Annotated in this window: 21 protein-coding genes; 7 read left to right on the top strand and 14 right to left on the bottom strand. The window is 77.1% G+C overall.

From position 1 onward, the window contains the following. Positions 1-385: 385 nt before the first annotated feature. Positions 386-2,332, top strand: a complete 1,947-nt coding sequence (locus tag ANAEK_RS01615) for a BTAD domain-containing putative transcriptional regulator (protein WP_232288338.1) — start codon at positions 386-388, stop codon at positions 2,330-2,332. 2 nt (positions 2,333-2,334) lie between these two features. Here ANAEK_RS01615 and ANAEK_RS01610 read toward each other — a convergent pair whose 3' ends face one another. Together ANAEK_RS01610 and ANAEK_RS01605 are read right to left on the bottom strand one after the other, a co-directional pair. Further along, the gene (locus tag ANAEK_RS01610) at positions 2,335-2,895 is read right to left on the bottom strand and encodes a carboxymuconolactone decarboxylase family protein (protein ID WP_012524400.1); all 561 of its coding nucleotides are present in this window, start codon (positions 2,893-2,895) and stop codon (positions 2,335-2,337) included. A 3-nt stretch (positions 2,896-2,898) separates the two neighbouring features. Continuing rightward, positions 2,899-3,435, bottom strand: coding sequence for a peroxiredoxin (locus tag ANAEK_RS01605; protein WP_012524399.1), 537 nt, complete (start codon positions 3,433-3,435; stop codon positions 2,899-2,901). A 116-nt stretch (positions 3,436-3,551) separates the two neighbouring features. Here ANAEK_RS01605 and ANAEK_RS01600 point away from each other — a divergent pair, with 116 nt between their 5' ends. Then, positions 3,552-4,523 (top strand): LysR substrate-binding domain-containing protein, encoded by a 972-nt coding sequence (locus ANAEK_RS01600; RefSeq protein ID WP_012524398.1) that lies wholly within the window; start codon positions 3,552-3,554, stop codon positions 4,521-4,523. Here ANAEK_RS01600 and ANAEK_RS01595 read toward each other — a convergent pair. Both ANAEK_RS01595 and ANAEK_RS01590 read right to left on the bottom strand, forming a co-directional pair. Beyond that, on the bottom strand, positions 4,496-5,272 hold the full coding sequence (locus ANAEK_RS01595; RefSeq protein WP_012524397.1) for a spermidine synthase: 777 nt from the start codon (positions 5,270-5,272) through the stop codon (positions 4,496-4,498). The two genes, ANAEK_RS01600 and ANAEK_RS01595, sit on opposite strands and share 28 nt — an antisense overlap. A gap of 46 nt (positions 5,273-5,318) precedes the next feature. Then, entirely contained in the window at positions 5,319-5,627 is a 309-nt protein-coding gene (locus tag ANAEK_RS01590) for a 4-oxalocrotonate tautomerase family protein (protein WP_255344373.1), read from the bottom strand. Between the two features lie 32 nt (positions 5,628-5,659). Between ANAEK_RS01590 and ANAEK_RS01585 the strand changes: the two genes are divergently transcribed. Further along, positions 5,660-6,553, top strand: coding sequence for a transposase (locus ANAEK_RS01585; RefSeq protein ID WP_012524396.1), 894 nt, complete (start codon positions 5,660-5,662; stop codon positions 6,551-6,553). A gap of 18 nt (positions 6,554-6,571) precedes the next feature. On the opposite strand, the gene ANAEK_RS01580 is transcribed toward ANAEK_RS01585, so the two are convergent. Both ANAEK_RS01580 and ANAEK_RS01575 read right to left on the bottom strand, forming a co-directional pair. Next, positions 6,572-7,780 carry a YbfB/YjiJ family MFS transporter gene (locus ANAEK_RS01580; protein WP_012524395.1) on the bottom strand — a complete coding sequence of 403 codons (1,209 nt, stop codon included), beginning with the start codon at positions 7,778-7,780 and terminating at the stop codon, positions 6,572-6,574. Beyond that, entirely contained in the window at positions 7,780-8,763 is a 984-nt protein-coding gene (locus tag ANAEK_RS01575) for a DUF1028 domain-containing protein (RefSeq protein WP_012524394.1), read from the bottom strand. The genes ANAEK_RS01580 and ANAEK_RS01575 overlap by 1 nt, the downstream gene beginning before the upstream one ends. 246 nt (positions 8,764-9,009) lie before the next feature. Here ANAEK_RS01575 and ANAEK_RS01570 point away from each other — a divergent pair, with 246 nt between their 5' ends. After that, on the top strand, positions 9,010-9,633 hold the full coding sequence (locus tag ANAEK_RS01570) for an NTP transferase domain-containing protein (protein WP_012524393.1): 624 nt from the start codon (positions 9,010-9,012) through the stop codon (positions 9,631-9,633). Here ANAEK_RS01570 and ANAEK_RS01565 read toward each other — a convergent pair. Then, positions 9,628-10,767 carry a hypothetical protein gene (locus ANAEK_RS01565; RefSeq protein WP_041454008.1) on the bottom strand — a complete coding sequence of 380 codons (1,140 nt, stop codon included), beginning with the start codon at positions 10,765-10,767 and terminating at the stop codon, positions 9,628-9,630. The two genes, ANAEK_RS01570 and ANAEK_RS01565, sit on opposite strands and share 6 nt — an antisense overlap. 205 nt (positions 10,768-10,972) lie before the next feature. Here ANAEK_RS01565 and ANAEK_RS01560 point away from each other — a divergent pair, with 205 nt between their 5' ends. After that, positions 10,973-11,668 carry a fibronectin type III domain-containing protein gene (locus ANAEK_RS01560; protein WP_012524391.1) on the top strand — a complete coding sequence of 232 codons (696 nt, stop codon included), beginning with the start codon at positions 10,973-10,975 and terminating at the stop codon, positions 11,666-11,668. A 17-nt stretch (positions 11,669-11,685) separates the two neighbouring features. Here ANAEK_RS01560 and ANAEK_RS01555 read toward each other — a convergent pair whose 3' ends face one another. The 3 genes from ANAEK_RS01555 to ANAEK_RS01545 form a co-directional block, all read right to left on the bottom strand. Further along, positions 11,686-12,165: a DUF456 domain-containing protein gene (locus ANAEK_RS01555; protein ID WP_011419362.1), complete on the bottom strand. Its 480-nt coding sequence runs from the start codon at positions 12,163-12,165 to the stop codon at positions 11,686-11,688. 81 nt (positions 12,166-12,246) lie between these two features. Then, positions 12,247-13,644: a sigma-54 dependent transcriptional regulator gene (locus ANAEK_RS01550; protein ID WP_012524390.1), complete on the bottom strand. Its 1,398-nt coding sequence runs from the start codon at positions 13,642-13,644 to the stop codon at positions 12,247-12,249. Continuing rightward, positions 13,641-15,113 (bottom strand): ATP-binding protein, encoded by a 1,473-nt coding sequence (locus ANAEK_RS01545; protein ID WP_012524389.1) that lies wholly within the window; start codon positions 15,111-15,113, stop codon positions 13,641-13,643. The genes ANAEK_RS01550 and ANAEK_RS01545 overlap by 4 nt, the downstream gene beginning before the upstream one ends. Before the next feature lie 245 nt (positions 15,114-15,358). On the opposite strand from ANAEK_RS01545, the gene ANAEK_RS01540 reads away from it, so the two are divergent. Further along, positions 15,359-15,796, top strand: a complete 438-nt coding sequence (locus ANAEK_RS01540) for a cupredoxin domain-containing protein (protein ID WP_012524388.1) — start codon at positions 15,359-15,361, stop codon at positions 15,794-15,796. Between the two features lie 76 nt (positions 15,797-15,872). Here ANAEK_RS01540 and ANAEK_RS01535 read toward each other — a convergent pair whose 3' ends face one another. Then, positions 15,873-17,207 (bottom strand): ferric reductase-like transmembrane domain-containing protein, encoded by a 1,335-nt coding sequence (locus tag ANAEK_RS01535; RefSeq protein WP_012524387.1) that lies wholly within the window; start codon positions 17,205-17,207, stop codon positions 15,873-15,875. A 185-nt stretch (positions 17,208-17,392) separates the two neighbouring features. Between ANAEK_RS01535 and ANAEK_RS01530 the strand changes: the two genes are divergently transcribed. Then, entirely contained in the window at positions 17,393-20,098 is a 2,706-nt protein-coding gene (locus tag ANAEK_RS01530) for a pitrilysin family protein (RefSeq protein WP_012524386.1), read from the top strand. A gap of 183 nt (positions 20,099-20,281) precedes the next feature. Here the strand turns inward: ANAEK_RS01530 and ANAEK_RS01525 are convergent, their stop codons facing one another. From ANAEK_RS01525 to gluQRS, 3 genes are read right to left on the bottom strand one after another with little or no spacing between them, the layout of a single operon-like run. Further along, the gene (locus ANAEK_RS01525) at positions 20,282-22,405 is read right to left on the bottom strand and encodes an ATP-binding protein (protein WP_012524385.1); all 2,124 of its coding nucleotides are present in this window, start codon (positions 22,403-22,405) and stop codon (positions 20,282-20,284) included. Then, positions 22,405-22,998, bottom strand: a complete 594-nt coding sequence (locus ANAEK_RS01520) for a tRNA-(ms[2]io[6]A)-hydroxylase (RefSeq protein WP_012524384.1) — start codon at positions 22,996-22,998, stop codon at positions 22,405-22,407. Before ANAEK_RS01520 ends, ANAEK_RS01525 begins: the two co-directional genes overlap by 1 nt. Further along, positions 22,995-23,966, bottom strand: coding sequence for a tRNA glutamyl-Q(34) synthetase GluQRS (gene gluQRS, locus ANAEK_RS01515; RefSeq protein ID WP_012524383.1), 972 nt, complete (start codon positions 23,964-23,966; stop codon positions 22,995-22,997). The genes ANAEK_RS01520 and gluQRS overlap by 4 nt, the downstream gene beginning before the upstream one ends. Between the last annotated feature and the right edge of the window lie 24 nt (positions 23,967-23,990).

Raw genomic sequence — 23,990 nt, 5'->3', positions numbered from 1 at the left:
TGTGGGGGGACCGGATGGGGCCGGGGAATGAGACGGCTTGGGCTCAAACGACCCTGGGTGAGGAGCAGGCCGAACGACTCTGGGCCGAACGACTCTGGGCCGAACGACTCTGGGCCGAACGACTCTGGGCCGAACGACTCTGGGCCGAACGACTCTGGGTAAGGGCGCGCCCGGGCGTGCCGGCCGTCCGACGAGTGCGGGTGGAGGGGTGCGACGCCTCGGGCGGGGCGCGAAGCAGGCAGCAACGACTCCGGGTGAAGAGCAAACGACTCTGGGTCGGGTGGAAGCGGCGCAAGGCGCCCCCTGGTCGGGCACAGCCCCAATGGCCCGTTCGGGTCCGACGAGAGGTAGGCGAGAAACCCACGCTTCACCGCCCCAGGAAGAGATGATGCCCGCCTCACCGAACTGGACCCTTCACCTGCTCGGCGCGCCCCGGCTCGCGGGCGCGACCGTGCCGGTCCGGCTGGATCGTCGCACGGCGGCGCTGCTCGCGCTCCTCGCCATCGACGGTCCGCAGCCGCGCTCGCGCGCCGCGGGGCTGCTGTGGCCGGACTCGCCGGAGAAGACGGCCCGCGCCAACCTTCGCCAGCTGCTGCGCCGGCTGCGCGAGGCCGCGGCAGGGGACCTGGTCGGCGCCGGTGACCCGCTCGAGCTCTCACCGGCGGTGACCGTGGACGCGCGCGACCCGGCGAGCCCGGACGCGGCCTGGCCGGACGGGCGGCTCCTCGACGGGGTCGACCTGGACGAGGCGCCGGAGCTGGCGGAGTGGCTGGCCGGCGCGCGCCGGTCGCTCGACGCCGCCCGCCTCGACGCGGCGCTCGCGGCGGCGGCCCGGCTCGAGGCGGCGGGCCAGCTCGGCGCGGCGCTCGCGCAGGCCCAGCGCGCGCTGGCGCTCGAGCCACTCTCGGAGGAGGCGCACCGCCGCGAGATCCGGCTGCGCTACCTGGGCGGCGATCGGGCCGCGGCGCTCGCCGCCTACGAGCGCTGCCGCGCCGCGCTCCGCGACGCGCTCGGGGTGGAGCCGTCGCCGGAGACGGTCCGCCTCGCCGAGGAGGTGGCGCGCGGGCGGCGCGTCCCGGCCCGGTCGGGCGGCCCGGCGGCGCTTCCACTGTCGGTGACGCGGCCGCCGGCGCTCGCCGGCCGCGAGCGCGAGTGGGCGCTCATGGAGGAGGCCTGGGCCGCCGGCAAGGGCATCGCCCTCGGCGGCGCGCCGGGCGTCGGGAAGAGCCGGCTCATGCAGGACTTCCTCTCCACGCACGCCCGGCCGCTCTTCTTCGAGGGCCGGCCCGGCGACCGCGCCGTGCCGTACGGCACGCACGCGCGCACGTTCCGCGAGACGCTCGGCGCGCTCGCCTCGGCCGGCGCGGCGCTGCCCCCGTGGGTGCGGACGGAGCTGGCGCGGATGCTCCCCGAGCTCGGGCCCTCGCCCGGCCCGCTCGCCACCGAGGCGGATCGCGTCCGCTTCTGGAACGCGAAGCTCGAGGCGATGCGGGTCGCGTTCCGGGCCGGGTTCGACGCGCTCGGCTTCGACGACACGCAGTTCGTCGATCCGGCCAGCGCCGCGGCCGGGGCCTACGTGCTGGAGCAGCTCCTGCGCGACGCCGAGACGCCGCTCCGCACCGTGCACTGCTTCCGGACCGCGGAGATGGCGCCGGAGGTGCTCGCGCACATCCGCGCGCTCGCCGAGGCGGGGCGCGCGCTGTACCTCGAGCTCGAGCCGCTCGCGGACGACGCGGTGGAGGAGCTGGTCCGGAGCCTGGACGTGCCCGGGATCGAGCGGGTGGCGGCCGAGGTGGCGCGCTACGCCGGGGGGAGCCCGCTGTTCGCGCTCGAGACGGTGAAGCACCTGGTGGAGACCGGCGCCGTGGAGCGGGGGATCCCGGATCGCACGCCGCCGCGGCTGGAGGCGCTGCTGCGCGCGCGCTTCGACCGGCTCTCCGCGCCGGCGCTCCAGCTCGCGCGGGCGCTCGGCGTGCTCGGCACCGACTTCACGCTGGAGCGCGCGGCGGCCGTGGTGGAGGCGCGCGCCATGGACGTGGCGGTGGGGTGGAGCGAGCTCGAGGCAGCCCAGCTCGTCCGCGGCGCCGCCTTCGGCCACGATCTGCTCGCGGAGGCGGTGGTGGCCGCCACCCCGGCGCCGCTGCGGGGCTTCCTGCACGGCCGCGCCGCCGAGGTGCTCGCGGCGACCGGCGGCGCGCCGGGCCGGATCGCGGCGCACTGGGAGCGCGCCGGCGATCCGGTCCGGGCGGACGCGTGCCGCCGCGAGGCGGAGTCCGTCGCCCGCGCCACCCTCCTCGCGACGGAGGCGGCGGGGTACTTCCGGGCCGCGTAGCGCTACCCGGCCGCCGCTGCCGCGGACGGGACCGCGGCGTACCCGGCGAGCTCGAGCGAGACCGCCGCCGCGTGCAGGACCGCGGCGATCCGGACGGCCTCGTGGACCTGGTCCTCCGAGAGGCCCCCGGCGACCACCACCTGCTCGTGCGAGCGCACGCACGTCTCGCACCCGTTCACCGCGCTGACCGCGAGCGCGAACAGCTCGAAGTCCACCTTGCTCGCGGCCGGCTTCACCAGGCGGTTCATGCGCAGGCGCGCCGGCTTCTCCGCGTACGACGCCTTCCCGACCATGTGCCGGAACCGGTAGTACACGTTGTTCATCGCCATCACCGCCGCGGCCGCGAGCGCGTCCTCGACGACGGCGGGCTCGACCTCCGCCCGCGCGTCGGCGAGGACCGCCGCGAGCAGCCGCTCGTTGCGGGCCGCCGCGGCCGTCGCCACCGCGACGCCCCAGCGCTGCGCCGGGGTGAGCGTCCCGGGCTGCAGCACCGCCTGCAGGTTCAGCTTGATGTCCCGGGCCGGCTCGGGGAGCGCCTCCCGGATCGCGTCGAGGGTGGCCATGGCTCAGGCCACCTGGAGCGTGGACTCGCCCTTCTTCCAGTTGCAGGGGCAGAGCTCGTCCGTCTGGAGGGCGTCGAGCGTGCGGAGGACCTCGTCCACGTTGCGCCCGACCGAGAGGTCGTTCACCGACACGTGCCGGATGACGCCCTCCGGGTCGACGATGAACGTCGCGCGGAGCGCCACGCCGTCCCTGTGCAGCACGCCGAGCGCGCTCGAGAGCTCGCGCCGGGTGTCGGCGAGCATGGGGAACGGCAGGTTCTTCAGGTCGGGGTGGCTCTTCCTCCAGGCCAGGTGGACGTAGTGCGTGTCGATGCTCGCCCCGAGCACCTGGGTGTCGCGGTCCTGGAACTCGCCGTTGCGACGGCCGAACTCGGCGATCTCGGTCGGGCAGATGAAGGTGAAGTCCATCGGCCAGAGGAAGACTACCTTCCACTTGCCCGGGTGGCTCGCCTGCGTGAGGGTCTCGAACTCGTTGCCGCTCTCCAGGCTGGTCACGGCCTGCAGCGAGAACTCGGGGAAGCGGTCGCCCACGGTCAGCATCGGTGTCTCTCCTCGTCGAATCGGTTCGGGCGCGGCGTCCATCGCCGCGACGGGACACAAGATGCCCGCGGGCTTCTGATTGAGCCATTACATCGTTTCGATTACGTTGTTAGTCCATGGCTATCACTCGCCTGCCCCCGCACCCGTTCTCGCTGCGCCAGCTGCAGTACGCGGTCGCCGTCGCCGAGACGCTCTCGTTCCGCCGCGCGGCCGAGCGCTGCCGCGTGGCCCAGCCCTCGCTCTCCACGCAGATCGCGCAGCTCGAGTCGGCGCTCGGCCTCCGCCTGTTCGAGCGCGATCGGCGGCGCGTGCTCGTCACCGGGGCGGGGCGGCCGCTGCTCGAGCAGATGCGCCGCCTGCTGCTCCAGGCGGACGACCTGCTGGAGGCGGCGCGCCGGGCCGGGGATCCGCTCGCGGGGGCGCTGCGCGTCGGGGTCATCCCGACCATCTCGCCCTACCTCCTGCCCGCCATCGCGCCCGCGCTCCGCGCGGCCTACCCCGCGCTGCACCTCACCTGGCTCGAGGATCGCACCGCCGAGCTGGTCCGGAGCCTCCACGCCGGCACCCTCGACGCGGCGCTGCTCGCGGTCGAGGCGGAGCTCGGCGACGTGGAGGTGGCGCCGGTGGCGCGCGACGCGTTCGTGCTCGCGACGCCCCCCGGGCACCCGCTCGGCGTGGCGCGGGGGCCGGCCTCCGCCGCCGAGCTGCGCGACGCGAGCGTGCTGCTGCTCGAGGACGGGCACTGCCTGCGCGAGCAGGCGCTGGCGTTCTGCTCGCGCGCGCGCACCCGCGAGCTGGAGTTCCGGGCGACCAGCCTCTCGACGCTCGCGCAGATGGTCGCGGGCGGCGCCGGCGTGACGCTCCTGCCCGAGCTGGCGGTTCCCACCGAGACGCGACGGGCGGATCTCCGCCTGCGCCCGTTCGCCGACCCGGCGCCGTTCCGGACCGTCGCGCTGGTGTGGCGCCGCAGCTCGCCCATCGCCGAGGCCCTGCGGCGGCTCGCCGGCACCGTGAAGGCGGCGTACCCCGCGCCCGCGGGCCGGGCGGCGGGATCCGAGCGTCAGCGGCCGCGGGCGCCGCGGGCGTGAGGTCCGGTCCGGCGTCCGGCGCCTCCGTCGCGGGGCGGCGAGCCCGGCCCGCGTGCGCCGCCGCCCTGGGCCGGCGCGGTCGCGAGGAACACCACGTGCCGCACGCCGCCGCCGCCGCCCTGCGTGGCCGGGCCGCGCGCCGGGACCGTCACCGCGCGGGCGTCGAGGCCGGCGCGCTCGAGCCGGGACAGGTACCGCTCGTCCGGCCCCGCCGACCAGACCGCGAGCACGCCGCCCTGGCGCAGCGCCGCGCGGCAGGCGCGGACGCCCGCGTCGCCGTAGAGGCGGTGGTTCGCCCCGTGCGCGAGCGCGGACGGTCCGTTGTCCACGTCGAGGAGGATCGCGTCGTAGGCGCCGCGCGCCTCGGCGATGCGGGCGAGCACGTCGCCGAGCTGGAGGCGCACGCGGGGGTCCTCCAGCGGCCGGGCCGCGAGGTCCGCCACCGGGCCGCGGTTCCAGGCGGCGAGCTCCGGGACCAGCTCGGCCACGACCACCTTCGCGTCGGGCGGCAGGCGGTCGAGCAAAGCACGCAAGGTGAAGCCGAGGCCCACGCCGCCGAGCAGCACCGCGCGCGGGCGGGCGCAGCGCTCGAGGGCCAGCGCGGCGAGCGCCTCCTCGGAGCCGTGGGCGCGCGAGGACATGAGCACGTGGCCCGCGGCGCGGATCACCCACTCGTCCCCGCGGCGCGCGAGCGCGAGCTCGGTACCGTCCGGCGCGCGGGCGCGTTCGACCGTCTCCCAGGGTTGCATGGCTCGATTCCTCGCGTCGCCGCCGGCGGGGGGGCCGCGGCGCGCGTCAGCTCCCGCGCTTGCGGCGGACCGTGACCGACTCGCCGCCGATGCCCCAGTTGTCCGTGTCCACCTCGTCGATGACCACGACCGTGGTGGACGGGTTCTTCCCGAGCTCGTCGCGGAGCAGCTCGGTCACCTTGCGGATGAGGGTGGCCTTCTGCTCCGCGGTCGCGCCCTCGCGGGTGATCTTGATGTTCACGTATGGCATCCGTGCCTCCTCCCCCTCTCCCCGACCCAGAGTAATGCGTTTCGGCCGGTGCGTCCGCGATTCGGACCGTCGCCTCGATGCAAGCAGGCGGACCGAGCGACTCATCCGTCGGCACGGCGTGTGCCTGGGGCCGAGGCATGACCGCACCGCGCCAGATTCTCTCGGGAGTCACCTACCACGTCACGCGCCGCTGCGCGCAGCGTGAGCTGCTCCTCCGACCTTCGGAGCTCGTGAACGAGACGTTTCTTTACGTGCTCGGCGTCGCCCTGCGGCGGTACGGGCTGCTCCTGCACGGGTTCTGCGTGCTCTCGAACCACTTCCACCTGGTGGTGACCGACCCCGGCGCGCGCCTGCCCGCGTTCGAGCAGTACCTCGACTCGCTCGTGGCGCGCTCGCTGAACGCGGCGCTGGGCCGATGGGAGGCGTTCTGGGCGTCGGGGAGCTACAGCGCCGTGACGCTCGCGACGCCGGAAGACGTGATCGACCGGCTTGCATACTCGCTCGCAAACCCGGTGGCCGCGGGGCTGGTGCCGAAGGCATCGGAGTGGCCCGGGCTCTGGTCGTCGCCCGAACGGATCGGTGGCGAGAGAATCGTCGCGCGCCGGCCCGAGCACTTCTTCCGTCCCGGCGGCAGCATGCCGGAGTCCGTCGAGCTCCAGCTCACGCTTCCTCCCGGCTTCGACGACGTGCAGCAGTTCCGGGAGCGCCTCGCCCAGGCGCTCGCCGATCGCGAGCAGCTCGCCGCAGAGCGCATGCGGGCGGAGCGCCGGAGCTTCCTCGGAGTCCGCCGGGTGCTCGCGCAGGAGCCAACCGCCCGCCCGGCATCGGTGGCGCCGCGCCGCGGCCTCCGGCCGCGGGTCGGCGCGCGAGACAAGTGGAAGCGCATCGAGGCGCTCGGTCGGCTCAGGTCGTTCCTGAACGAGTACCGCGAGGCCTTGAAGGCGTTGCGCGCCGGGCTACGCGACGTGGTGTTCCCGAACGGCACGTACTGGCTGCGTGTGGCACATGGCGTGCGCTGCGCGCCCGGGTAGCGCGCTTGATCGTCGCGCTCACGCGTTCGGTTCCGTTCTCGACGCCAGCGATGCACGCGAGGGGATGAGGAGGACGAGCGCCCCGATGGCAACGGCGGCGGACGCGCCGAGGACGGCGGGCCTCGGGTCCCCCAAGCGCTGCGCGACGGCTCCGGCTGCCAGCGGACCGACGATCTGCCCGACCCCGTAGATGGCGGTGAGCGTTCCCACGGCGCGCCCGAGCGCCTGCGGGCGGATCTCGCGCGCGGCCGCCACGGTCAGCGTGGTGATTCCGATGAACGTTCCTCCGAACAGCGCCGCGCCGGCGAGCGCGGCCCACGCTGCGGAGAACAGCGATGGGAGCGCCATGCCCGCCGCCTGGACGAGGTGCGCGGTGATGAGCGCCGACCGGACCCCGACCCGGCGCCCGAGCGCGGCCCAGAGGAGCGCAGAAGGCGCGGCCGCGAGGCCCGCCAACGCCCACGTCCACGGCGCCAGGCCCTCCAGCCCAGGGGTTCGCCGCACCGCCGCCACGGCGAACGTGCCGCTCACGATGTAGCCCAGCCCCTCGAGGAAGTACGCGGTCGCGAGCCGGCCGAAGCCGACCGGCGCGCGGCCCCTTCCGACCGCGACGCCTCCCCCCGACCCAGAGTCGTTTGCGAGGGGGCCGGAAAGGGCGCCCCATGCCGGCGCCCCCAGGGCAGCCGCCGCGCCTCCCAGCACCCACCACGGCACGCGCCAGCCCCCGCCGGGTGGCGCGAGCGCCGCGACCACCGCCGCCAGCGCGATCCCGACGCCCACCCCGCCGTAAAGTACTCCGGGTCGGGGGAGAGGTCGGGGGAGAGGTCGGGGGAGAGGTCGGGGGAGATGGTCGGGCGGGACCTCGAGCGCCGCCGCGGAAGCGAGCACGAACACGAGGCCGCTCGCGACGCCGGAGCCGAAGCGTACGGCGGCCCACCCCGCCTCCGAGCCGACCCCGGTCACCGCCGCGGTGAGCACCGCGGTCGCCGCGAGCCCGAGCCGCAGCGCCCCGCCCCGCCGCGGGCTCCCGGCCAGGCGCCGCGCCCAGAGCACGCCCGCGAGGTAGCCGACCAGGTTGGCCGACGCGATGGCCCCGCCGGCGGCGTCGTCGAACCCGAGCCCGTGCTGCACCCCGGGCAGCAGCGCCGTGTACGCGAACCGTCCGATGCCCATCGCGGCGGCGAGCGCGAGCGCGCCGGCGACCGCGCGGCGTGTGGCGGCGCTCACTACCGGACCAGCTTCTCGAACCCCGCGTCGCCGCGGAGGGCGGCCAGGTCCGCGTCGGTGCGCGCCTGCGCGGCGAGCTTCGGGTTCGCCTCGAGCGCCCGGCGCAGCGCCTCCAGCGCTCCGGCCCGCTGCCCCGCGGCGAGCCGGATGACCGCGAGGTCGTACAGCACCTCGCCGTTCACCGGCGCGCGGGCGGCGGCGCGCTCCTGCGCGGCGAGCGCCGCCGGGAACTGCTTGCGCCGGAACGCGGTCCAGCCCTCGTTCCACGCGGCGTTCATCTGCGCGTAGTCGAGCAGCCGCTTCAGCTCCTCGAACGGCCGCGGGTGGTCGTCCACCCGAACGTCGATCTCGCGATCGTCGAACCCGCCGTACCCGGCGCCCTCCTTCACGACCAGCAGGGCCGCCGACTGCCGCCCGCGCGAGTCGCCCCCGGCCGCGTCGCCGGCGGCGAGCGCGGCGTAGAGCCGATCGGCGAGCGACCCCTTCCCCGCGACGAACGCGCGCTCCATCGCCGCCACCACCGCCTCGCCGGTCAGGATGTTTCCCTGGATCGCGTAGTCGGGCCCGCTCCGCCCGCCCGCCCACGCGTTCGTGCCCTTGCCGGTGTACGTCACGGAGGCGCCGCCGGCCGAGACGATGCCGACCTGCCGCAGCTCGCGCTCCGGATCCGACCGCAGCAGGATCTCGAGCGCCTCGACGGGCGTGGCGCCCTTCGCGAGCAGGTCGAGGCCGCGCGGGCCATAGCTCGTGTTGCAGAAGGCCTGCGTGGCCACCGCGCCGACGCCGGCCCGGGCCCAGGGCACCACCGTGCCCACCGCGAAGAAGCGCGAGGCCACCGCCACGCCGAGCTCGCCGGTCGCCGGGTCGCGCGCGGCGATGGAGAACGTGGCGACGGGCTCGCGCGGCGTGCCCCCGCGGGCGGCGCCGGCGGCGAGCGCGCAGGCGAGCGCGAGGACGAGGCGGCAGGCGGGCAGGTGGGACATGCGATCGCTCCGGCGGTGGATGCGCCGACGCTAGCATCCCGCCCCACCGGGCGCACGCGCGGGCGGGCGCACGCGCCGCGGGGACGGCGTTCCCAGGTGGGGCCGGCGTCGATTCGACCGGCCGCGCGGCCTCGGCGACGACAAGAGATCGCGCCGCACCATGTCCTCGTCCCAGCGCCACGCCCCGCGTCCGCTCCCCGGCCTTCCCCCCGCCGCGCCCCCTCGATCCCCGGCGCCGGATCGCCCGTGACCGAGACCGCCGAGACGCTGGGATTCGGCGGGCTGGTCCTCGCCGCGGGCCCCTCGGTCCGCATGGGCGAGCCGAAGCAGCTGCTCCTCTGGCGCGGCGAGCCGCTCGTGCACCGCGCCGCGCGCGCGGCGGTCGAGGCCGGGCTGTGGCCGGTGGTGGTGGTGGTGGGCGCGTGCGCGGAGGAGGTCCGCGCCGCGCTCGCCGGGCTGCCGGTCGCGACGGTCCTGAACCGCGACCACGCGGCCGGCGTCTCGGGGTCGCTGCGGCGCGGCCTGGCCCGGCTCGGCGAGTGCGCGCCATCGCTCGCGGGCGCGGTGATCCTCGCCTGCGATCAGCCCGGCGTGGACGCCGCCCACGTGGCGGCGCTCGCGGGCGCGCTCCGCGTCAGCGGACGGCCGGTGGCCGCCTCGACCGACGGCGGTGCGCTGCTCGTGCCTGCGCTGTTCTCCGCCGCGCTGTTCCCCGAGCTGCGCGCGCTCGACGGCGACGAGGGCGCGGAGCGGCTCCTGTCCCGCGATCCGGCCCGGGTCGCGCCGGTGCCGCTCGCGCACGGCGGCTGCCACGTGGACACGCCGGAGGACTGGCGGCGCGCCCGCCTCATGGGCGGCGGCGGCTCATAGGCGGCGCGTCCAGGCCACCCCGAGCGCCAGGTCCGGTGCGTTCGAGTCGTAGAACCAGCGCTGCCCGCCGCCGCGCGCGTCGCGCGCGTGCTGCGTGCCCGGCGTGAAGTCCTCGGACGCGTACACCGTCAGCTCGCCGACCCGCAGCCCCGCCGAGACCTGGTTGTGCGCGCGGAACAGCGCGTACCAGGCGCTCGCCTGCGGCCGCTCCACCTCGGGGGAGAGTGTCCAGCCGTGGCGGCCGAACGCGGGCGCGAGGAGCCGGTCCTCCACGACGACGGCGACCCCTTCGCCCAGCCGAGCCACGAGCGACGCCTCGATCCCGGCCTGCAGCGGGCGCAGCCGCAGCCGGGCGCCGCGGGGGAGCGGGCCGACGGCGCGGAGCGAGGCCATCCCGTGCCCGGTGAGCCAGCGCACCGGCGCCCAGGTCGCCGCCAGGCCGACCCCGGCGTCCGGCGACCCGGAGCCGCCCAGCCGCGACGGCGCGCCGGTGGGGAGCTTCACGTCGAGGCGCAGCGCGAGGGCCAGCCGCCCCGGGCCGCCGGCGCCGTCGCCCGCGATGCGGAGCGCCGTCCGGACCGCCACGTCGCCGAGCGCGGTGCGCGGCCCCGCGACGCCGATGCCGCGTCCGTCCTCCCGCCCGAGCCGCACGTCCACCGCGTCGCGCGGCCAGGCCTCGCGCTGGAAGTTCCAGCTCCCGATCGCCCCGTGCCACGCCTCGATGGGCCGATCGGTCCAGCCACCCCAGGTCCGCAGCAGGCGCGCCTCGACGCGCGTGGTGAGGCGCTCCCGGAGCGCGCCGGCCCAGGCGCGCGGCCACGGGATCGCGACCGCCGCCTGCAGCACGTCGGTCTGGGCGTCGAGCCGGACGACCACGCGGTCGCCGCCGCGCTCGAGCACGGTGGGCACGGACCAGGCGTTCGCCGCGAGCCAGCGCACGTCCACGTTTGGTGAAGCAGCGCCGCGCGCGTCGTCCAGCGGCATGTCGAGCGAGAGCCCTCGCAGCGGTCCGGGCGTCCAGGCGCCCAGCGGGGCGTCCGGTGCCGGGGCGGCGGCGCGGGCCCCGGGCGCGAGCGCGGCGAGCAGCGCGAGCGCGACCGCACGAGGACCCGCGAGTCGTGGCCGGCGCCGCATGGGCCGGAGATGGTAGCCGAGCCGGTGGGGCCTGCCCGGCCCGGCGTCGGAGGGGCACATCCGGTCGCACCCGTCGGCACGACCCCGTCCCCCGCCCCTGTGTCAGGGCGGTCCGAAGGTGGCGTGCTAACCTGCCGGCCGGTGCGCGGTGGCCTCGCCGCGCAGCGGTGCTCCCGGGTCTGGGGCGCCGCACTGGGGGGAGGCAATGTTCGGCTCGCGTGTCGCCGTCCTCGCGTCCGTGCTCGCCGCCGCGCTCGCCTGCGAGCGCGCCGCGCCGCGGCCCGGCCCATCGCCGGCCTCGGTGGCGCCCGCCGCCGCGCCGCGCGCGCCCGACCCGCCCCGCGACCTCGACGCACGCGCCGTCACCGACCGTCACGTGGTGCTGCGCTGGAAGCCGGGCGCCGGCGCGACGCGTGCCGCCGCGTACGAGGTGCTGGTGGGCGACCGCGTGCTCCACGCGGAGGCGCCGCCGCTCGACGACCGCGAGGTGGGCCCCGCCCGCGCCTACTGCTACGCCGTTCGCGCGGTGGACGCCGCCGGGAACCGCTCGCCGGCGTCCCCGGCGGCGTGCGTGCGGACGCCGGACCTGGTCGCGCCCACCCCTCCCGGCGCGCCCGGTGCGAGCGCGCTGGGAACGGAGAGCGCGATGGTCTCCTGGTCGCCGTCGCACGACGACGTCGCGGTCGCGGGCTACGAGGTCCTGCGCGACGGGCACGTGGTGGCGCGCGCGAGCGCCGCCGCGACGGACGCGGTGGAGGCGGGGCTCGTGCCGGGGCGGGAGCACTGCTGGTCCGTCCGTGCCCGCGACGCCGCCGGCAACGCCTCGGCCGCGGCGGGCCCGGTGTGCGCGCGCACCTCGGACGCGTCGCGGGCCGGCCGGCTCGGCGCGCCCCGGCCGTAGCGGCGCACCGGCGCCGCCTACCAGATCAGCGCCAGCGCCACCGCGCCGACCACGGCGAACGCGAGCGCCACCTTCACGGCGCTCCCCAGCACGAAGCCGAGGAAGGCGCCGGCGCCCGCCTTGAGCGCCCGCTTCACGTCGGGGTTCCGTGCGTACTCGAACGCGATCGCGCCCACCGCGGGCCCGAGCACGATCCCGGGCAGCCCGAGGAAGAACCCCACCAGCAGCCCCACGCCCGCGCCCGCCACGGCCCAGCCGGACGCGCCGAACGCCTTCGCGCCGAGCACGCTCGCGAGCCAGTCCACCGCCCAGATCGCGACCGAGAGCACCGCCGCGACGGCCACGGTGCCCCAGCCCACGCGCTGGAAGTCCCCGGCCCACGCCACCAGCACGGCGCCCGCCACGAGCAGCAGCGATCCTGGCAGCACCGGCAGCACCACGCCGGCCACCCCGGCGACGAGCGCGGCGGCGCCGAGCGCGTAGAGCAGGATCTCCATCGCCACCTCCGCCTACGGTATGCCGCGCCGGGACCGCGCCGTCCACCGCCGCCGGCGCGCGCGGCACCGGGCGCGGACCGCCTACTTGAAGTCGTCGGAGCGGAGCCCGTACCGGCGCAGCAGCCGGTGGAGGCTCTCGCGCTCCATGCCGGCGCGCTCGGCGGCGCGGGTCACGTTGCCGCCGAACTCGGCCAGCAGCGCCACCAGGTACTCGCGCGAGGTGCGGTCGCGCGCCTCCGCCACCGCCTCCTTGTACGGGAGCTTCGCGAGATCCGCCGGCTCCGGCCCCACCGGCGCCGCACCGGCCACCTCGGCCGGGAGGTCGGCGACGCGGACGCGGTCGCCCGACGAGACCGCCACCGCCCGCTCGACCGCGTTCTCGAGCTCGCGCACGTTGCCGGGCCACGGATAGCCCGCCAGGCGCCGGAGCGCCTCCGGCTCGAACCCGCCGGCCAGCTCGCGCCGGAGCGCGCGCGCGTGCTTCGCGAGGAAGTGCTGCGCGAGCAGCGGCACGTCCTCGGCCCGCTCGCGGAGCGGCGGGAGCGTCACCGGGAATACGTGCAACCGGTAGAACAGGTCCTCGCGGAAGCGGCCGGCCCGCACCTCCTCCCGCAGATCGCGGTGCGTGGCGGCGATGACGCGCACGTCCACCTTGAGCGGCTGCGTGTCGCCCACCCGCCGGATCTCCCGCTCCTGCAGGGCGCGGTTCAGCTTCACCTGCGCCGGGAGCGGCAGCTCGCCCACCTCGTCGAGGAACAGCGACCCGCCCTGCGCCTCCTCGAACAGGCCGGCCTTCGCCGCGGCGGCGCCGGTGAACGCGCCGCGCGCGTGCCCGAACAGCTCGCTCTCCACCAGCTCCGCCGGGAGCGCCCCGCAGTTCACCGGCACGAAGCGCCGCTCGCGCCGGGCCGAGTGGTAGTGGATGGCGCGGGCCGCCAGCTCCTTGCCCGTGCCGGTCTCGCCCAGCAGCAGCACGGTGATGTCGAGCCCGGCCGCCTTGTCGAGGAGCCCGTAGACGGCGCGCATGCGCGCGCTGCGGCCCACCAGGTTGTGGAAGGAGGACGGCTCGCCGGCGGAGGCGTCGTCGCGCCGGGCGGCGTCGGCGAGGCGCTTGTGCTCGGCCGCGCGCGCCACCACCGCCAGCGCCGCGTCGGGGTCGAACGGCTTCTCGAGGTAGTCGAACGCGCCCATGCGCATGGCGCGCACCGCGTCGGCGATGGTGGCGTAGCCGGTCATCATCACCACCTCGGTGTCGGGCGCGCGCGCCTTCACCGCGCCGAGCAGCTCGAAGCCGTCCGCGCCCGGCATGCGGATGTCGGTGACGACCACGTCGTACGGACGCGTGGCGACGAGGGAGAGCGCGCGGGCGCCGTCCTCGGCCTCCTCCACCGCGTAGCCGTCCGCGAGGATCTTCGCGAGCAGCTTGCGCATGTTCTCCTTGTCGTCCGCCACCAGCACGCGCACCGGCCCGCCCGTCATGGCTTCGCTCCTCCCGCGGCCCGCCACCGGGCCGCCGCGGGCGCGGTGGGCAGCGTGAGCGCGAAGCAGGCGCCGCCCTCCGCCGCCGCCGCGACCGCCAGCTCGCCGCCGTGGGCGCGCGCGATGGCGCGCGACACGGCGAGCCCCAGGCCCGTGCCGCCCGGCTTGGTGGTGAAGAACGGCTCGAACATCTTCCCGCGCGCCGCGGCGGGGATGCCCGGGCCGGAGTCCTGCACGGTGAGCTCCGCCACGCCGTCCCGCTCCCGCAGCCGCACCGCCACGCGCCCGCCCGGCCCGGAGGCCTCGCCGGCGTTCCGCACCAGGTTCACGAGCACCTGCCGCAGCTTCTCGGCGTGGCCGGGCGCGCTCGCCTCGCCCTCCACCTCGGCCGACACGCCCTCCAGCAGCCGCGCCTCGCGCAGCCGCGCCACCACGTCCTCCGCGAGCGCGCGCAGGTCCACCTGCTCCGACGGCGGGGGGAGCGGCCGGGAGAGGTCGAGCAGCCCGTCCACGATGTGCTTGGCGCGGAGCGCCTCCTCCTCCACCACCGCCAGGTCCTCGGCGAGCGCGCCGTCGGCCTTCTTCCGCAGGAGCTTGGCGTAGCCGAGGATCACGCCGAGCGGGTTGTTGATCTCGTGCGCCACCCCGGCGGCGAGCCGGCCGATGCCGGCCAGCTTCTCCGAGCGGACGAGCTGCTCCTGGTGGTCGCGCACCGCCGCGGTCATCTCGTTCCAGCGCCGCGCCAGCGACACCAGCTCCGGCGCGCCGCGCACCTCGATGCGCGTGTCGAGGTCGCCCTCCGCGATCCGGGCCGCGCCCGCCTGGAGCTGGGCGACCGGCACCGCGATGGACCGCCCGATGGCGAGGCTCACCGCCGTGGCCACGAGCGGCGCCGCCACCAGGATCGCGACCAGCACCGCGAGCGTGCGTCGCTCGGCCTGGTCGGCGCCGGCGCGCGCCTGCGCGATCTGCGCCTCGAAGCGCGAGACCAGCTCCTGCGTGAGGTCCTGGATGTGCGTCACCACGAGCTGCGCCCGCCCGTGCTCCTCCTGCACGCTCTGGCGCTCGCCGCGGAGCACCGCCGGCACGATCGAGTCGCGGAAGATGCGGTCGAGGCGGCCGCTCTCCGCCTCGATGCGATCGACGAGCGAGCGCTCCTCGGGGCGGTCGGCCGCCTGGCGCAGCGCGCGGGTGAGCCGCAGCACGGTGTCGCGCGACTCGGCGTAGAAGCCGAGGTGGCTGCCGTCTCCGATGATGATGGTGTGCGCCTGGTGGGCGTACTGGTCGCGCACCGCGCTCGCCAGCTCGAGGGAGAGGCGCACGCCCTCCTCGCGCCGCATGGTCTCGGCGATGCCGCGGTGGATGCGGGCGGAGCCGATGATCGCCGCCGCGGACGCGATCGCCAGCAACAGCACGAGCGCCCCGAGCCCGAGGGCGAGCCGCTTGGCGGTACCGGTGGCGTGCATCATCGCGGGAGGTCTCACGGGCGTGGCCTCGACGGCCTGCAGGATCCGAACCGGCGGAGGCTGGGCGGCCTTCCGGGCGCCCTGGGCGGCCGCGGGGCGCGGCGGCCGTGACCGCCCCGGTCACAGTGTAGCGGACGCCGGCACCTCGCGCCCGGCCACCCACGTCGGATCCCGGGCACTTCGCCGCGTTCGCGGGCCGGCACGCCCCATGCTGTGGTGAATGGCCCGAACCCTGTCAGGAGAACCGCATGAACCTGTGGAAGCTCGCCCCCGCCGCCCTGCTCGCCTTCGCCGCCCCCGCGCTCGCCTCCGAGGCCGAGGGCGGGTGCGAGAACTGCCCGGCCCACAAGGCGCACGCCGAGCACGGCGCGAAGGCGGTGCCGGCCGCCGCCACCGCCGCCTCGAGCACGGTGAAGAAGGGCGTCCGGACCATCCCGGTCACGGTGACGTCCGACGGCTTCACGCCCGCCGAGGTCAAGGCCAAGGCCGGCGAGACCGTGAAGCTGGTGGTGACGCGCAAGGTGCAGCGCACCTGCGCCACCGAGATCGTGATGAAGGACTTCGGCGTGAACGAGCCGCTGCCGCTCGACAAGGCGGTGACGGTGACGGTGAAGCCGAAGGCGCCGGGCACGTACCGGTTCGCGTGCGGCATGGACATGATCGCCGGCAACCTGGTGGTCGAGTAGTCGCAGTCGCCGGGCGGATCGCCTGGCCGTGGGCCCGCCGTCCCCCCCCGGGCGGCGGGCCCTTCGTCACCCTGCGTCACACGAGGTCGAACCGCTCTGAGTGGATGTCGCGGAGCGGGACGCCGAGCCGCACCAGCGCCGTCTCCACCGCGTCCATCATCGCCGGCGGCCCGCACACGAAGCAGCCGCGGTGCCCGCGCGGCAGGTGTCGGCGCAGGACGTCCTCGCCCACCACGCCCACCTCGCCCGTCCAGCCATCCGGCGGGTGCTCGAGCACGTGCACCACGGTGAGGTCGAGCCGGGTGGCGAGCTCGGCCAGCGCCTCGCGGAACGGGGTCCGCTCCCAGCGGCCGGTGCCGAACACGAGCTGGTGCGGCCGGCGATCGCCGCGGTCCGCGAGGGTGCGCAGCATCGAGAGGCAGGGCGCGACGCCGATGCCGCCGGCGACGAACAGGTACCCGTCCGCGTCCGGGAACGCGTCCACGCTCATGGTCCCGTAGGGCCCGTCCACCCAGGCGCGCGCGCCGGGCCGGGTCGCCTGGACACGTTGCGTGAAGTCGCCGAGCGCCTTCACCGTGAGCTCCACCCGCGGCGCCCGCTGCGAGCTGCCGGAGATCGAGAAGGGGTGCTCGCGCGCCGCGAACGGCGAGGCGCCCAGCGTGAGCCAGGCGAACTGGCCGGCGCGGAAGCGGAAGCCCTCGTGGCCGTCGGGATCGAGCACCAGCGTCACGGCGTCGCCGCGCTCGGGCCGGACCTCGCTGACGCGGTAGGGCCGGGCGCGGAGCGCGAGCGGCTTCGCGACCCGCACGCGCAGCAGCAGCGCCACCCAGGCCAGCGTCCAGGCGATCCACATGACCCGGGTGACGGGGCCGGCCAGCAGCCGCCGCGCCGCGGCCGCGTGCCACAGGCCGAGCAGCACCGCCGCCGTCGCCGCCGCGCCGTGCAGCACGCGCCAGGCCTCGTACGGCAGGCGCAGGCGCCGCCGGCCGTAGGACGTCACCGCGAGGACGAGGAGCGCGTACAGCGACCAGACCCCGGCGCCGACCGGGCCCGGGGCGCGCCAGGGCAGGAGCCACTCCGCCAACCCGCCCAGCCCCGGCCCGAGCAGGACGAGCGGGTGGAGCAGCAGGAACGCGAGCGCGACCGCGGTGACGTGGCGGTGGAACGCGTAGACGACGTCGGTCCCGAACGGCGGCGCCAGCCACTGGAAGCGCGCCGTGAGCAGGAACTGCATCGCCATGATGGACAGGCCGAGGAACCCGAGCGCCGCGGCGAGCTCCTGCCGGAGATCGCCGCCGCCGCCGGGCGCCGGCACCGCGGCGAGCCAGAGCAGCGGGTACAGCGCGAGCAGCACGTAGAGCGCGATCCAGAGGCCGACCCGGGTCAGGTCCTGGAGGCGGACCGCCCTCACGGCGCGAGGCTCCGGGCCAGCGCGAACAGCGCCGCCGCGGCGAGGAGGATCACCCCGACGGCGAGCGCGGCGAGGAGCGCGAGCTTCTGGCGCACGATCCCGTTCTACCACCCCGGCGCGGCCGTTCGCGCTGCGTGACGCCGTGCCGCAGGCGTGCTTTCCTGCCCGCTCCGGAGGAACCCCGCATGCTCGCGCCGCTCGTCCCGCTCGCCGCCCTCGCCCTCGCCGCCGGCCCCGCCGCGCCGCCGCTCGAGCTCACCACCTTCTCGCTGCCGAACGGCCTGACCGTGGTGCTCGCGCCCGACCACCGGCTGCCGCAGGTGGCGGTGGACACCTGGTTCCAGGTGGGCTCGAAGGACGAGGCGCCCGGGCGCACCGGGTTCGCGCACCTGTTCGAGCACCTCATGTTCATGGGGACGAACCGCGTCCCCGGGAACCGCTTCGACGTGATCATGGAGTCGGGGGGCGGCTCCAACAACGCGTCCACCTCGTCGGACCGGACCAACTACTACAGCGTCGGGCCCTCGCAGCTCCTCCCCACGCTGCTCTGGCTGGACGCGGACCGGCTGCAGGCGCTCGCCGACGCGATGACCCGGGAGAAGCTCGACCTGCAGCGCGGGGTGGTGCGCAACGAGCGGCGGCAGAGCTACGAGAACACGCCCTACGGCGCCGCCGAGCTGGTCGTCCCCGAGGTCATGTACCCGGAGGGCCACCCGTACCACCACCCCGTGATCGGCAGCCACGCGGACCTCGAGGCGGCCACGCTCGAGGACGTGAAGGGCTTCTTCCGGACCTGGTACGTGCCCGCGAACGCGACGCTGGTGGTGGCGGGCGACTTCCGGCCGGACGAGGTGCGCCCGCTCGTGGAGAAGCTGTTCGGCGCCGTCCCGCTGCGCGCGCCGCCCGCGCCCGCGCGCGCGGCGCCGGTCCGGCTCGAGCGCGAGGTGCGCCGCATCCTGTCCGACCGGGTGGAGCTGCCGAAGCTCATCCTCGCGTGGCACGCGCCCGCCGCCTACGCCGAGGGCTCGGCGGAGCTGGAGCTCCTCGCCGACGTGCTGGCAGAGGGGCCGTCGTCGCGCCTCGACCGTCGGCTCGTGCAGGAGCTGCGGCTCGCGGAGTCGGTCACCGCGTACCTCGACCCCGGGCGGCTCGGCTCGCTGTTCCGCGTCGAGGTGACCGGCACGCCCGGCGCCGACCTGGAGCGGGTGAAGCGCGAGGCGCTGGCGGTGCTCGCGGAGCTGCAGGCGAAGGGGCCCGAGGCGCGCGAGCTCGCCCGCGTGCGCGCGCAGGCGGAGCGCCGCCGGCGCGAGGAGCGAGAGCACCTCGTACACCGCGCCGACAAGCTGAACGAGTACCTCGCCTACTACGGCGAGCCGGACGGCTTCGCCCGCGACCTCGCCCGCGTCACGTCCGCCACCGCCGCCGGCCTGCGCGAGGCCGCCCGCGGCCTGGGCGAGGGCCGGCTCGACCTGCGCGTCCTCCCCGCCCGCGCCGGCGTCGCGAAGGCGGAGATCCCCGACGCGCCGCCGCCGCCGCTCGCCGTCCGCCCGTTCGACCCGCCCGCGCCGGAGGTGTTCCGGCTCGCGAACGGGCTCGAGGTGCGGGTCGCGCCGCGCCCGGGCACCGGGCTGTTCGCGGCGCACCTGGTCCTGCCAGGCGGCGCCGCCGCGGTCCCGGCCGAGAAGGCCGGGCTCGCGCCCATCCTCGCCGAGCTGCTCACGTCCGGCGCGGGCGGGCGCAGCGCCGCGGAGTACGCCGATGCCATCCGCGCGCTCGGCGCGAGCGTCGAGGCCGAGGCGCGCCCCGCCTCCCTCCAGGTGTCGGTGAGCGGGCTCTCCGCCCACCTCGCCCCGGCGCTCGACCTGTTCGCGGACGCGGTGCTCCGCCCGAACCTGGCGCGCGCCGACTTCGAGCGCGAGGCGGCGCTGGCGCTGGCGCGCGTGGAGGCCCGGCCCGACGATCCGCGCAAGGTGGCGCCGGTGGTGGCCGCGGCGGCGCTCTTCGGCAGGGGCGACCCGCGCGGCCGGCCGGTGGACGGCTGGGCCGCCACGGTGCGCACCGTCACGCTCGACGACGTGCGCCGGCTCGCGCCGCGGCTGCTCGACCCGCGCGGCGCGACGCTGGTGGTGGCGGGCGACGTCGATCCGGCGGCGCTCCGGCGCCTGCTCGCGCCGCGGCTCGGCGCCTGGCGCGGCACCGGCCCCGCGCCCGCGGCGGCGCCGGCCCCGCTGACCGCCGCGCCGGGCGGGCGCGTCCTGCTGGTGGACCGGCCCGGCGCCCCGCAGACCCGCATCCTCCTGGCGCGCCCGGTGGCCCCCGCGGCCGAGCCGGCGCGCGCGCTCCGCGAGCTCGTGAACGTGGTGCTCGGCGGGAGCTTCACCTCGCGCCTGAACCAGAACCTGCGCGAGAAGCACGGCTACACCTACGGCGCGCGGAGCGCGTTCGAGACCGAGGGCGGGCAGGGGTTGTTCACCGCCGGCGCGGCGGTGCAGACCGAGGTGACCGGCGCGGCGCTCGTGGAGCTGCGGCGCGAGCTGGACGGGCTCGCCGCCGCGGGCGTGGACGCGGCCGAGACCGCGAAGGCGCGCGAGACGGCGCGGCACCGGACCGTGGAGGAGATCCAGACCACCGCCGGGCTGGCCGACGCGCTCGCCGCGGCGGTCCTGGAGGGCCGCCCGCCCGACGCGCTCCGGCGCGAGGCCGAGGCGCTCGCCGCGGTCGAGCCCGCCCGCGCCGCCGCCGAGGCGAGGACGGGGCCGTACGCCTTCGGCGGGCTCACGGTCGTCCTGGTCGGCGACCGGAAGGCCGTGCTGCCCCAGCTCGAGAAGGCCGGGGTCCCGCGGCCGGTGGTGGTGGACCCCGACGGCACCCCCGTCCCCGACCCAGAGTAATTTTCGCGGGCGGGGGAGCGGAGGGGGCGAAACGTTCGTTCCGCGGCCGCTCGCGCCGGAATGCCCGCAGATCGCCGTCCGCGGGACGGACGGCGGACCGCAGCGCAGCCGCCGCTCCTGGATTGCCCGCCCGGCGACGCTCGCTTCGGGGGTTGCCTCCGGGCCGCCCCCCGCGGGCCGGCGTCAGGCGCCGCGCCGACGGACGGCGCGCGCCACCTCGGCGGCGAGCTCCTCCAGGCTGAACGGCTTGTGCAGGATCCCGCGGAACCCGCCCTCGAGCGCCTCGCGCACCCGCGCGTCGAGCCCGTAGCCGGTCATGAGCACGGCGGGGAGCTCGGGCTGGGCGCGGCGCAGGGCGCGCAGCGTCTCGGGGCCGTCGCCGGCCGGCATCGCGAGATCGACCAGCGCGAGGTCGAGCGCGCCGCGCCCCTGCACCTCGAGCGCCTCCTCCATCGAGGCCGCGGGGAGCGCGTCGTAGCCGAGGCGGCGCAGGAGCCGCGCGGTGGTCTCCCGCACGCCGCGCTCGTCGTCCGCCACCAGGACGCGCCCGGCGCCGTGCTCGGGCGCGCCCGCCGGGACCGCCTCGTCGCGCTCGGGCGCCGGCGCCTCGGGCAGGAGCACGGTGAACCGCGCCCCCTTCCCCTCCTCGCTCTCGAACCCGACCCAGCCGCCGTGGTTCTGGACGATGCCGTACACCATGGCGAGGCCCATCCCCGTGCCTTGCCCGGCGGGCTTGGTGGTGAAGAAGGGATCGAAGACGCGGTCGCGCACCACCGCGGGGATGCCCACGCCTGTGTCCGCCACCATGACCGCCACGTGCGGGCCGGGCGCGAGGCCGGGCCGTGCGCGCGTGCCCTCGGCGTCGAGCTCCACCTCGGCGACCTCGAACGTCAGCGTGCCGCCGGAGGGCATCGCGTCCCGCGCGTTCACCGCCAGGTTGAGCACGACCTGCTGGAGCTGGTCGGGGTCGCCGCGCACCACCGCGCTGCCGGCGGCGAGCCGGTGCCGGATGGCGATGCGCTTGTCGAGCGTGCGCTCGAGCAGCGCCGACACCTCGCGCACCAGCGCGTGGACGTTCACCGGCACCTGCTGGTACTTGCCCCGGCGCGCGAACCCGAGCAGCTGCCGGGTCAGCGCGGCGCCCCGGCGCGCGGCCTGGCGGATCCCGGCGGCCGCCTCGTCCGCGGCGGTGCCGGCCTCGCCCAGCAGCTCGGCGTAGCCGAGGATCCCGGTGAGCAGGTTGTTGAAGTCGTGCGCGATCCCCCCGGCGAGCAGCCCCACCGCCTCCATCTTCTGCCCGTGCCGCGCCTGCGCCTCCGCCGCCTGCCGCGCCTCCTCGGCGCGCTGCCGCTCCACCAGCTCGGCCGCGAGCCGCCGGTTCGCGAGCGCGAGCGCCGCGGTCCGCTCGTCCACCGCGCGCCGGAGCTCCTCCGGCAGCCGCAGGAGCCGGTGCGCGAGCAGCCCGCTCGCCGCCGCCACCAGCAGGAGCAGCGCCGCCGGCATGACCAGCCCGCCCCAGCGCACCCAGCCCTCCCGCGGCGCCACGTCCAGCTCCCACGCCTCGCCCGGCAGCCGGACCTTGACCGCGACCGCGTCGCGCGGGAGCGCGCCGCCCGAGGACGCGAACGGCCGCGCGGCGCCGTCGCGCCGGAGCGCCCAGTCGAGCCCGCCCGCCGACAGGGCCGCCACCCGCGTCCGGCTCACCACGTCCTGCAGCCGCACCGCCACCGCCACGAAGCCCCAGAACGCCTCGCCGCCGCCGGGCGCGGCGCGGAACACCGCGATGCGCCCCACCACCCCCTGCCCGCCCTGGCGCAGCTCGAACGGCCCCTCGGCGGTGAGCTGGCGCGACTCCAGCGTGCGCTCGGCCGAGTCGCGGTGCTCGGGATCCGCGAGCAGGTCGAGGCCCAGCGCCGCCTCGTTGCCGGCGAGCGGGTGGATGCGGGTGAGCACGCCGCCGGGCGCGAGCTGCAGGCTGCTGATGCCGCCGTAGTGCGAGAGCAGCTCGTCGGCGATCTGCTCGAACCGGTCGACGTCGGCGTGACGCACCAGCGCGGCGAGCGCGTGGGCGGCGGCGAGGCTGCGCGACAGGTCGTCCTCGATGGCGCGCGCGGCGAGGTCCGCGCGCTCGAGCACCGCGCGCCGCCGGCCCCGCCCCTCTGCGACCTCGTGCTGCTGGAGCACCGCGCCGCCGAGGACGAGCACCGCCGCCGCCGCGGCGACGCCGCCCCACGGCGCCCTGCGCCCGGGGCGCGGCGCGTCACCGGGGCCGGGGGCCGCGGGCGGCGCTGACGCCTCGGGCGCCATCAGTGGATGCGGGGCAGCAGCGGCAGGGCCGCCACCACCCGCGCCTCCTCCTCGGCGAGCACCTCGAGCCGCGCGTCCGCCGCGGCGTCCACCTCGCGCGCCAGGTCCACGAACAGCCGCTCGTGACCGGCCTCCGACTGCGCCAGGCGGGCGTAGAGCTCCCGCAGCCGCGCGTCGGGCAGCGCGCCGGCGAGCAGCCACAGCCGCTCGCAGCTCCGCGCCTCGATGAGCGCGGCGACCAGCAGGCGGTCCACCAGCCGGTCCTCGGGCCGTGGCCCGCCGCGCACGTGGCGCAGCAGCGTCTGCGCGTACGGATCGCCGTCGTCGGGCGGCAGCGCCGTGCCGCGCCGGCCCAGCTCGGCCAGCACCCCCAGGAAGTGCTGCAGCTCCTCCTGCGCGAGCTTCGCGAGCGCCCGCACCATCGCGGCGCGCTCGGGGTGGTCCGCCACCAGCTTGAGCGCGCTCGCCGCGGCCTTCTTCTCGCAGTGCGCGTGGTCCTGCAGCGTGCGATCCAGCTCCGCGAGCGCGACGTCGATCCAGCGCGGGTCGGTGGGAGAGCGGAGCAGGCGCACGCGCGCAGTGTACGCGATCACGGGAGGAGCGCCGCGATCCGTTCCGGGGAGAGGACGGCGGGTCCGCGCGGCAGCCGCGCCATCGAGAAGCGGCCGACCAGCTCCCGGGGGGTACACGCGGCGTGCGGGTCGGCGGCCGCCAGGCCGGAGAGGCCGGCGAGCAGCGCGACCACCGCGCGCGGGTCCGCGCCGCGCGCCCGGAGCTCGCCCAGCGAGAGCGCGCCGTGCCGCTTCGCGAGCCGCGCGCCGTCGGGGCCGACCACGAGCGGCACGTGCGCGAAGCGCGGCGGGACGACGCCCAGCGCGCGGTACAGGAGGAGCTGGCGCGCGGTGGACGGCAGGAGGTCGTCGCCGCGGACCACCTCCCCCACCTGCATGGCCGCGTCGTCCACCACCACCGCGAGCTGGTACGCCGGCACGCCGTCGGCCCGCGCGATCACGAAGTCGCCCACCTCCGCCGCGACGTCGTGCGCCACCGGCCCGTGGACGCCGTCCTCGAAGCCGACCGGGCCCGCCGCGACGCGCAGCCGCCAGGCCGGCCGGCGCGTCGCCGAGCGCCTGGCCACCTCTGCGGGGGAGAGCGTGCGACAGGTGCCCGGGTACCGCGGCCCCTCGTCCGAGGCGCCGTGCGGCGCCTGCGAGGCCGCCGCGATCTCGGCGCGCGAGCAGAAGCACGGGTAGGCGAGCCCTGCGGCGCGGAGCCGGTCCAGCGCGGCGCCGTACCGCGGCAGGCGCTCCGACTGGCGATAGGGGCCGAGCGGTCCGCCCACGTCCGGCCCCTCGTCCCAGTCCAGGCCCAGCCAGCGCAGCTCCTCCAGGATCTGCGCCTCCAGGCCGGGCCGCACCCGCGGACCGTCGAGGTCCTCCACCCGCATGACGTAGGCCGCCCCGGCGGTGCGCGCCGCGAGCCAGGACAGGAGCGCGGTGCGCGCGTTGCCGAGGTGCAGGGGTCCGGTGGGGGAGGGAGCGAAGCGGCCGCGGCTGGACACGGGTGCCCCGGGAGGTCGGTGCCG

The organism is Anaeromyxobacter sp. K (assembly GCF_000020805.1).
Classification (GTDB): Bacteria; Myxococcota; Myxococcia; order Myxococcales; family Anaeromyxobacteraceae; genus Anaeromyxobacter; species Anaeromyxobacter dehalogenans.
The sequence above is the reverse complement of the archived record's forward strand: the minus strand, read 5'-3'. Positions and strand labels throughout refer to the sequence as shown.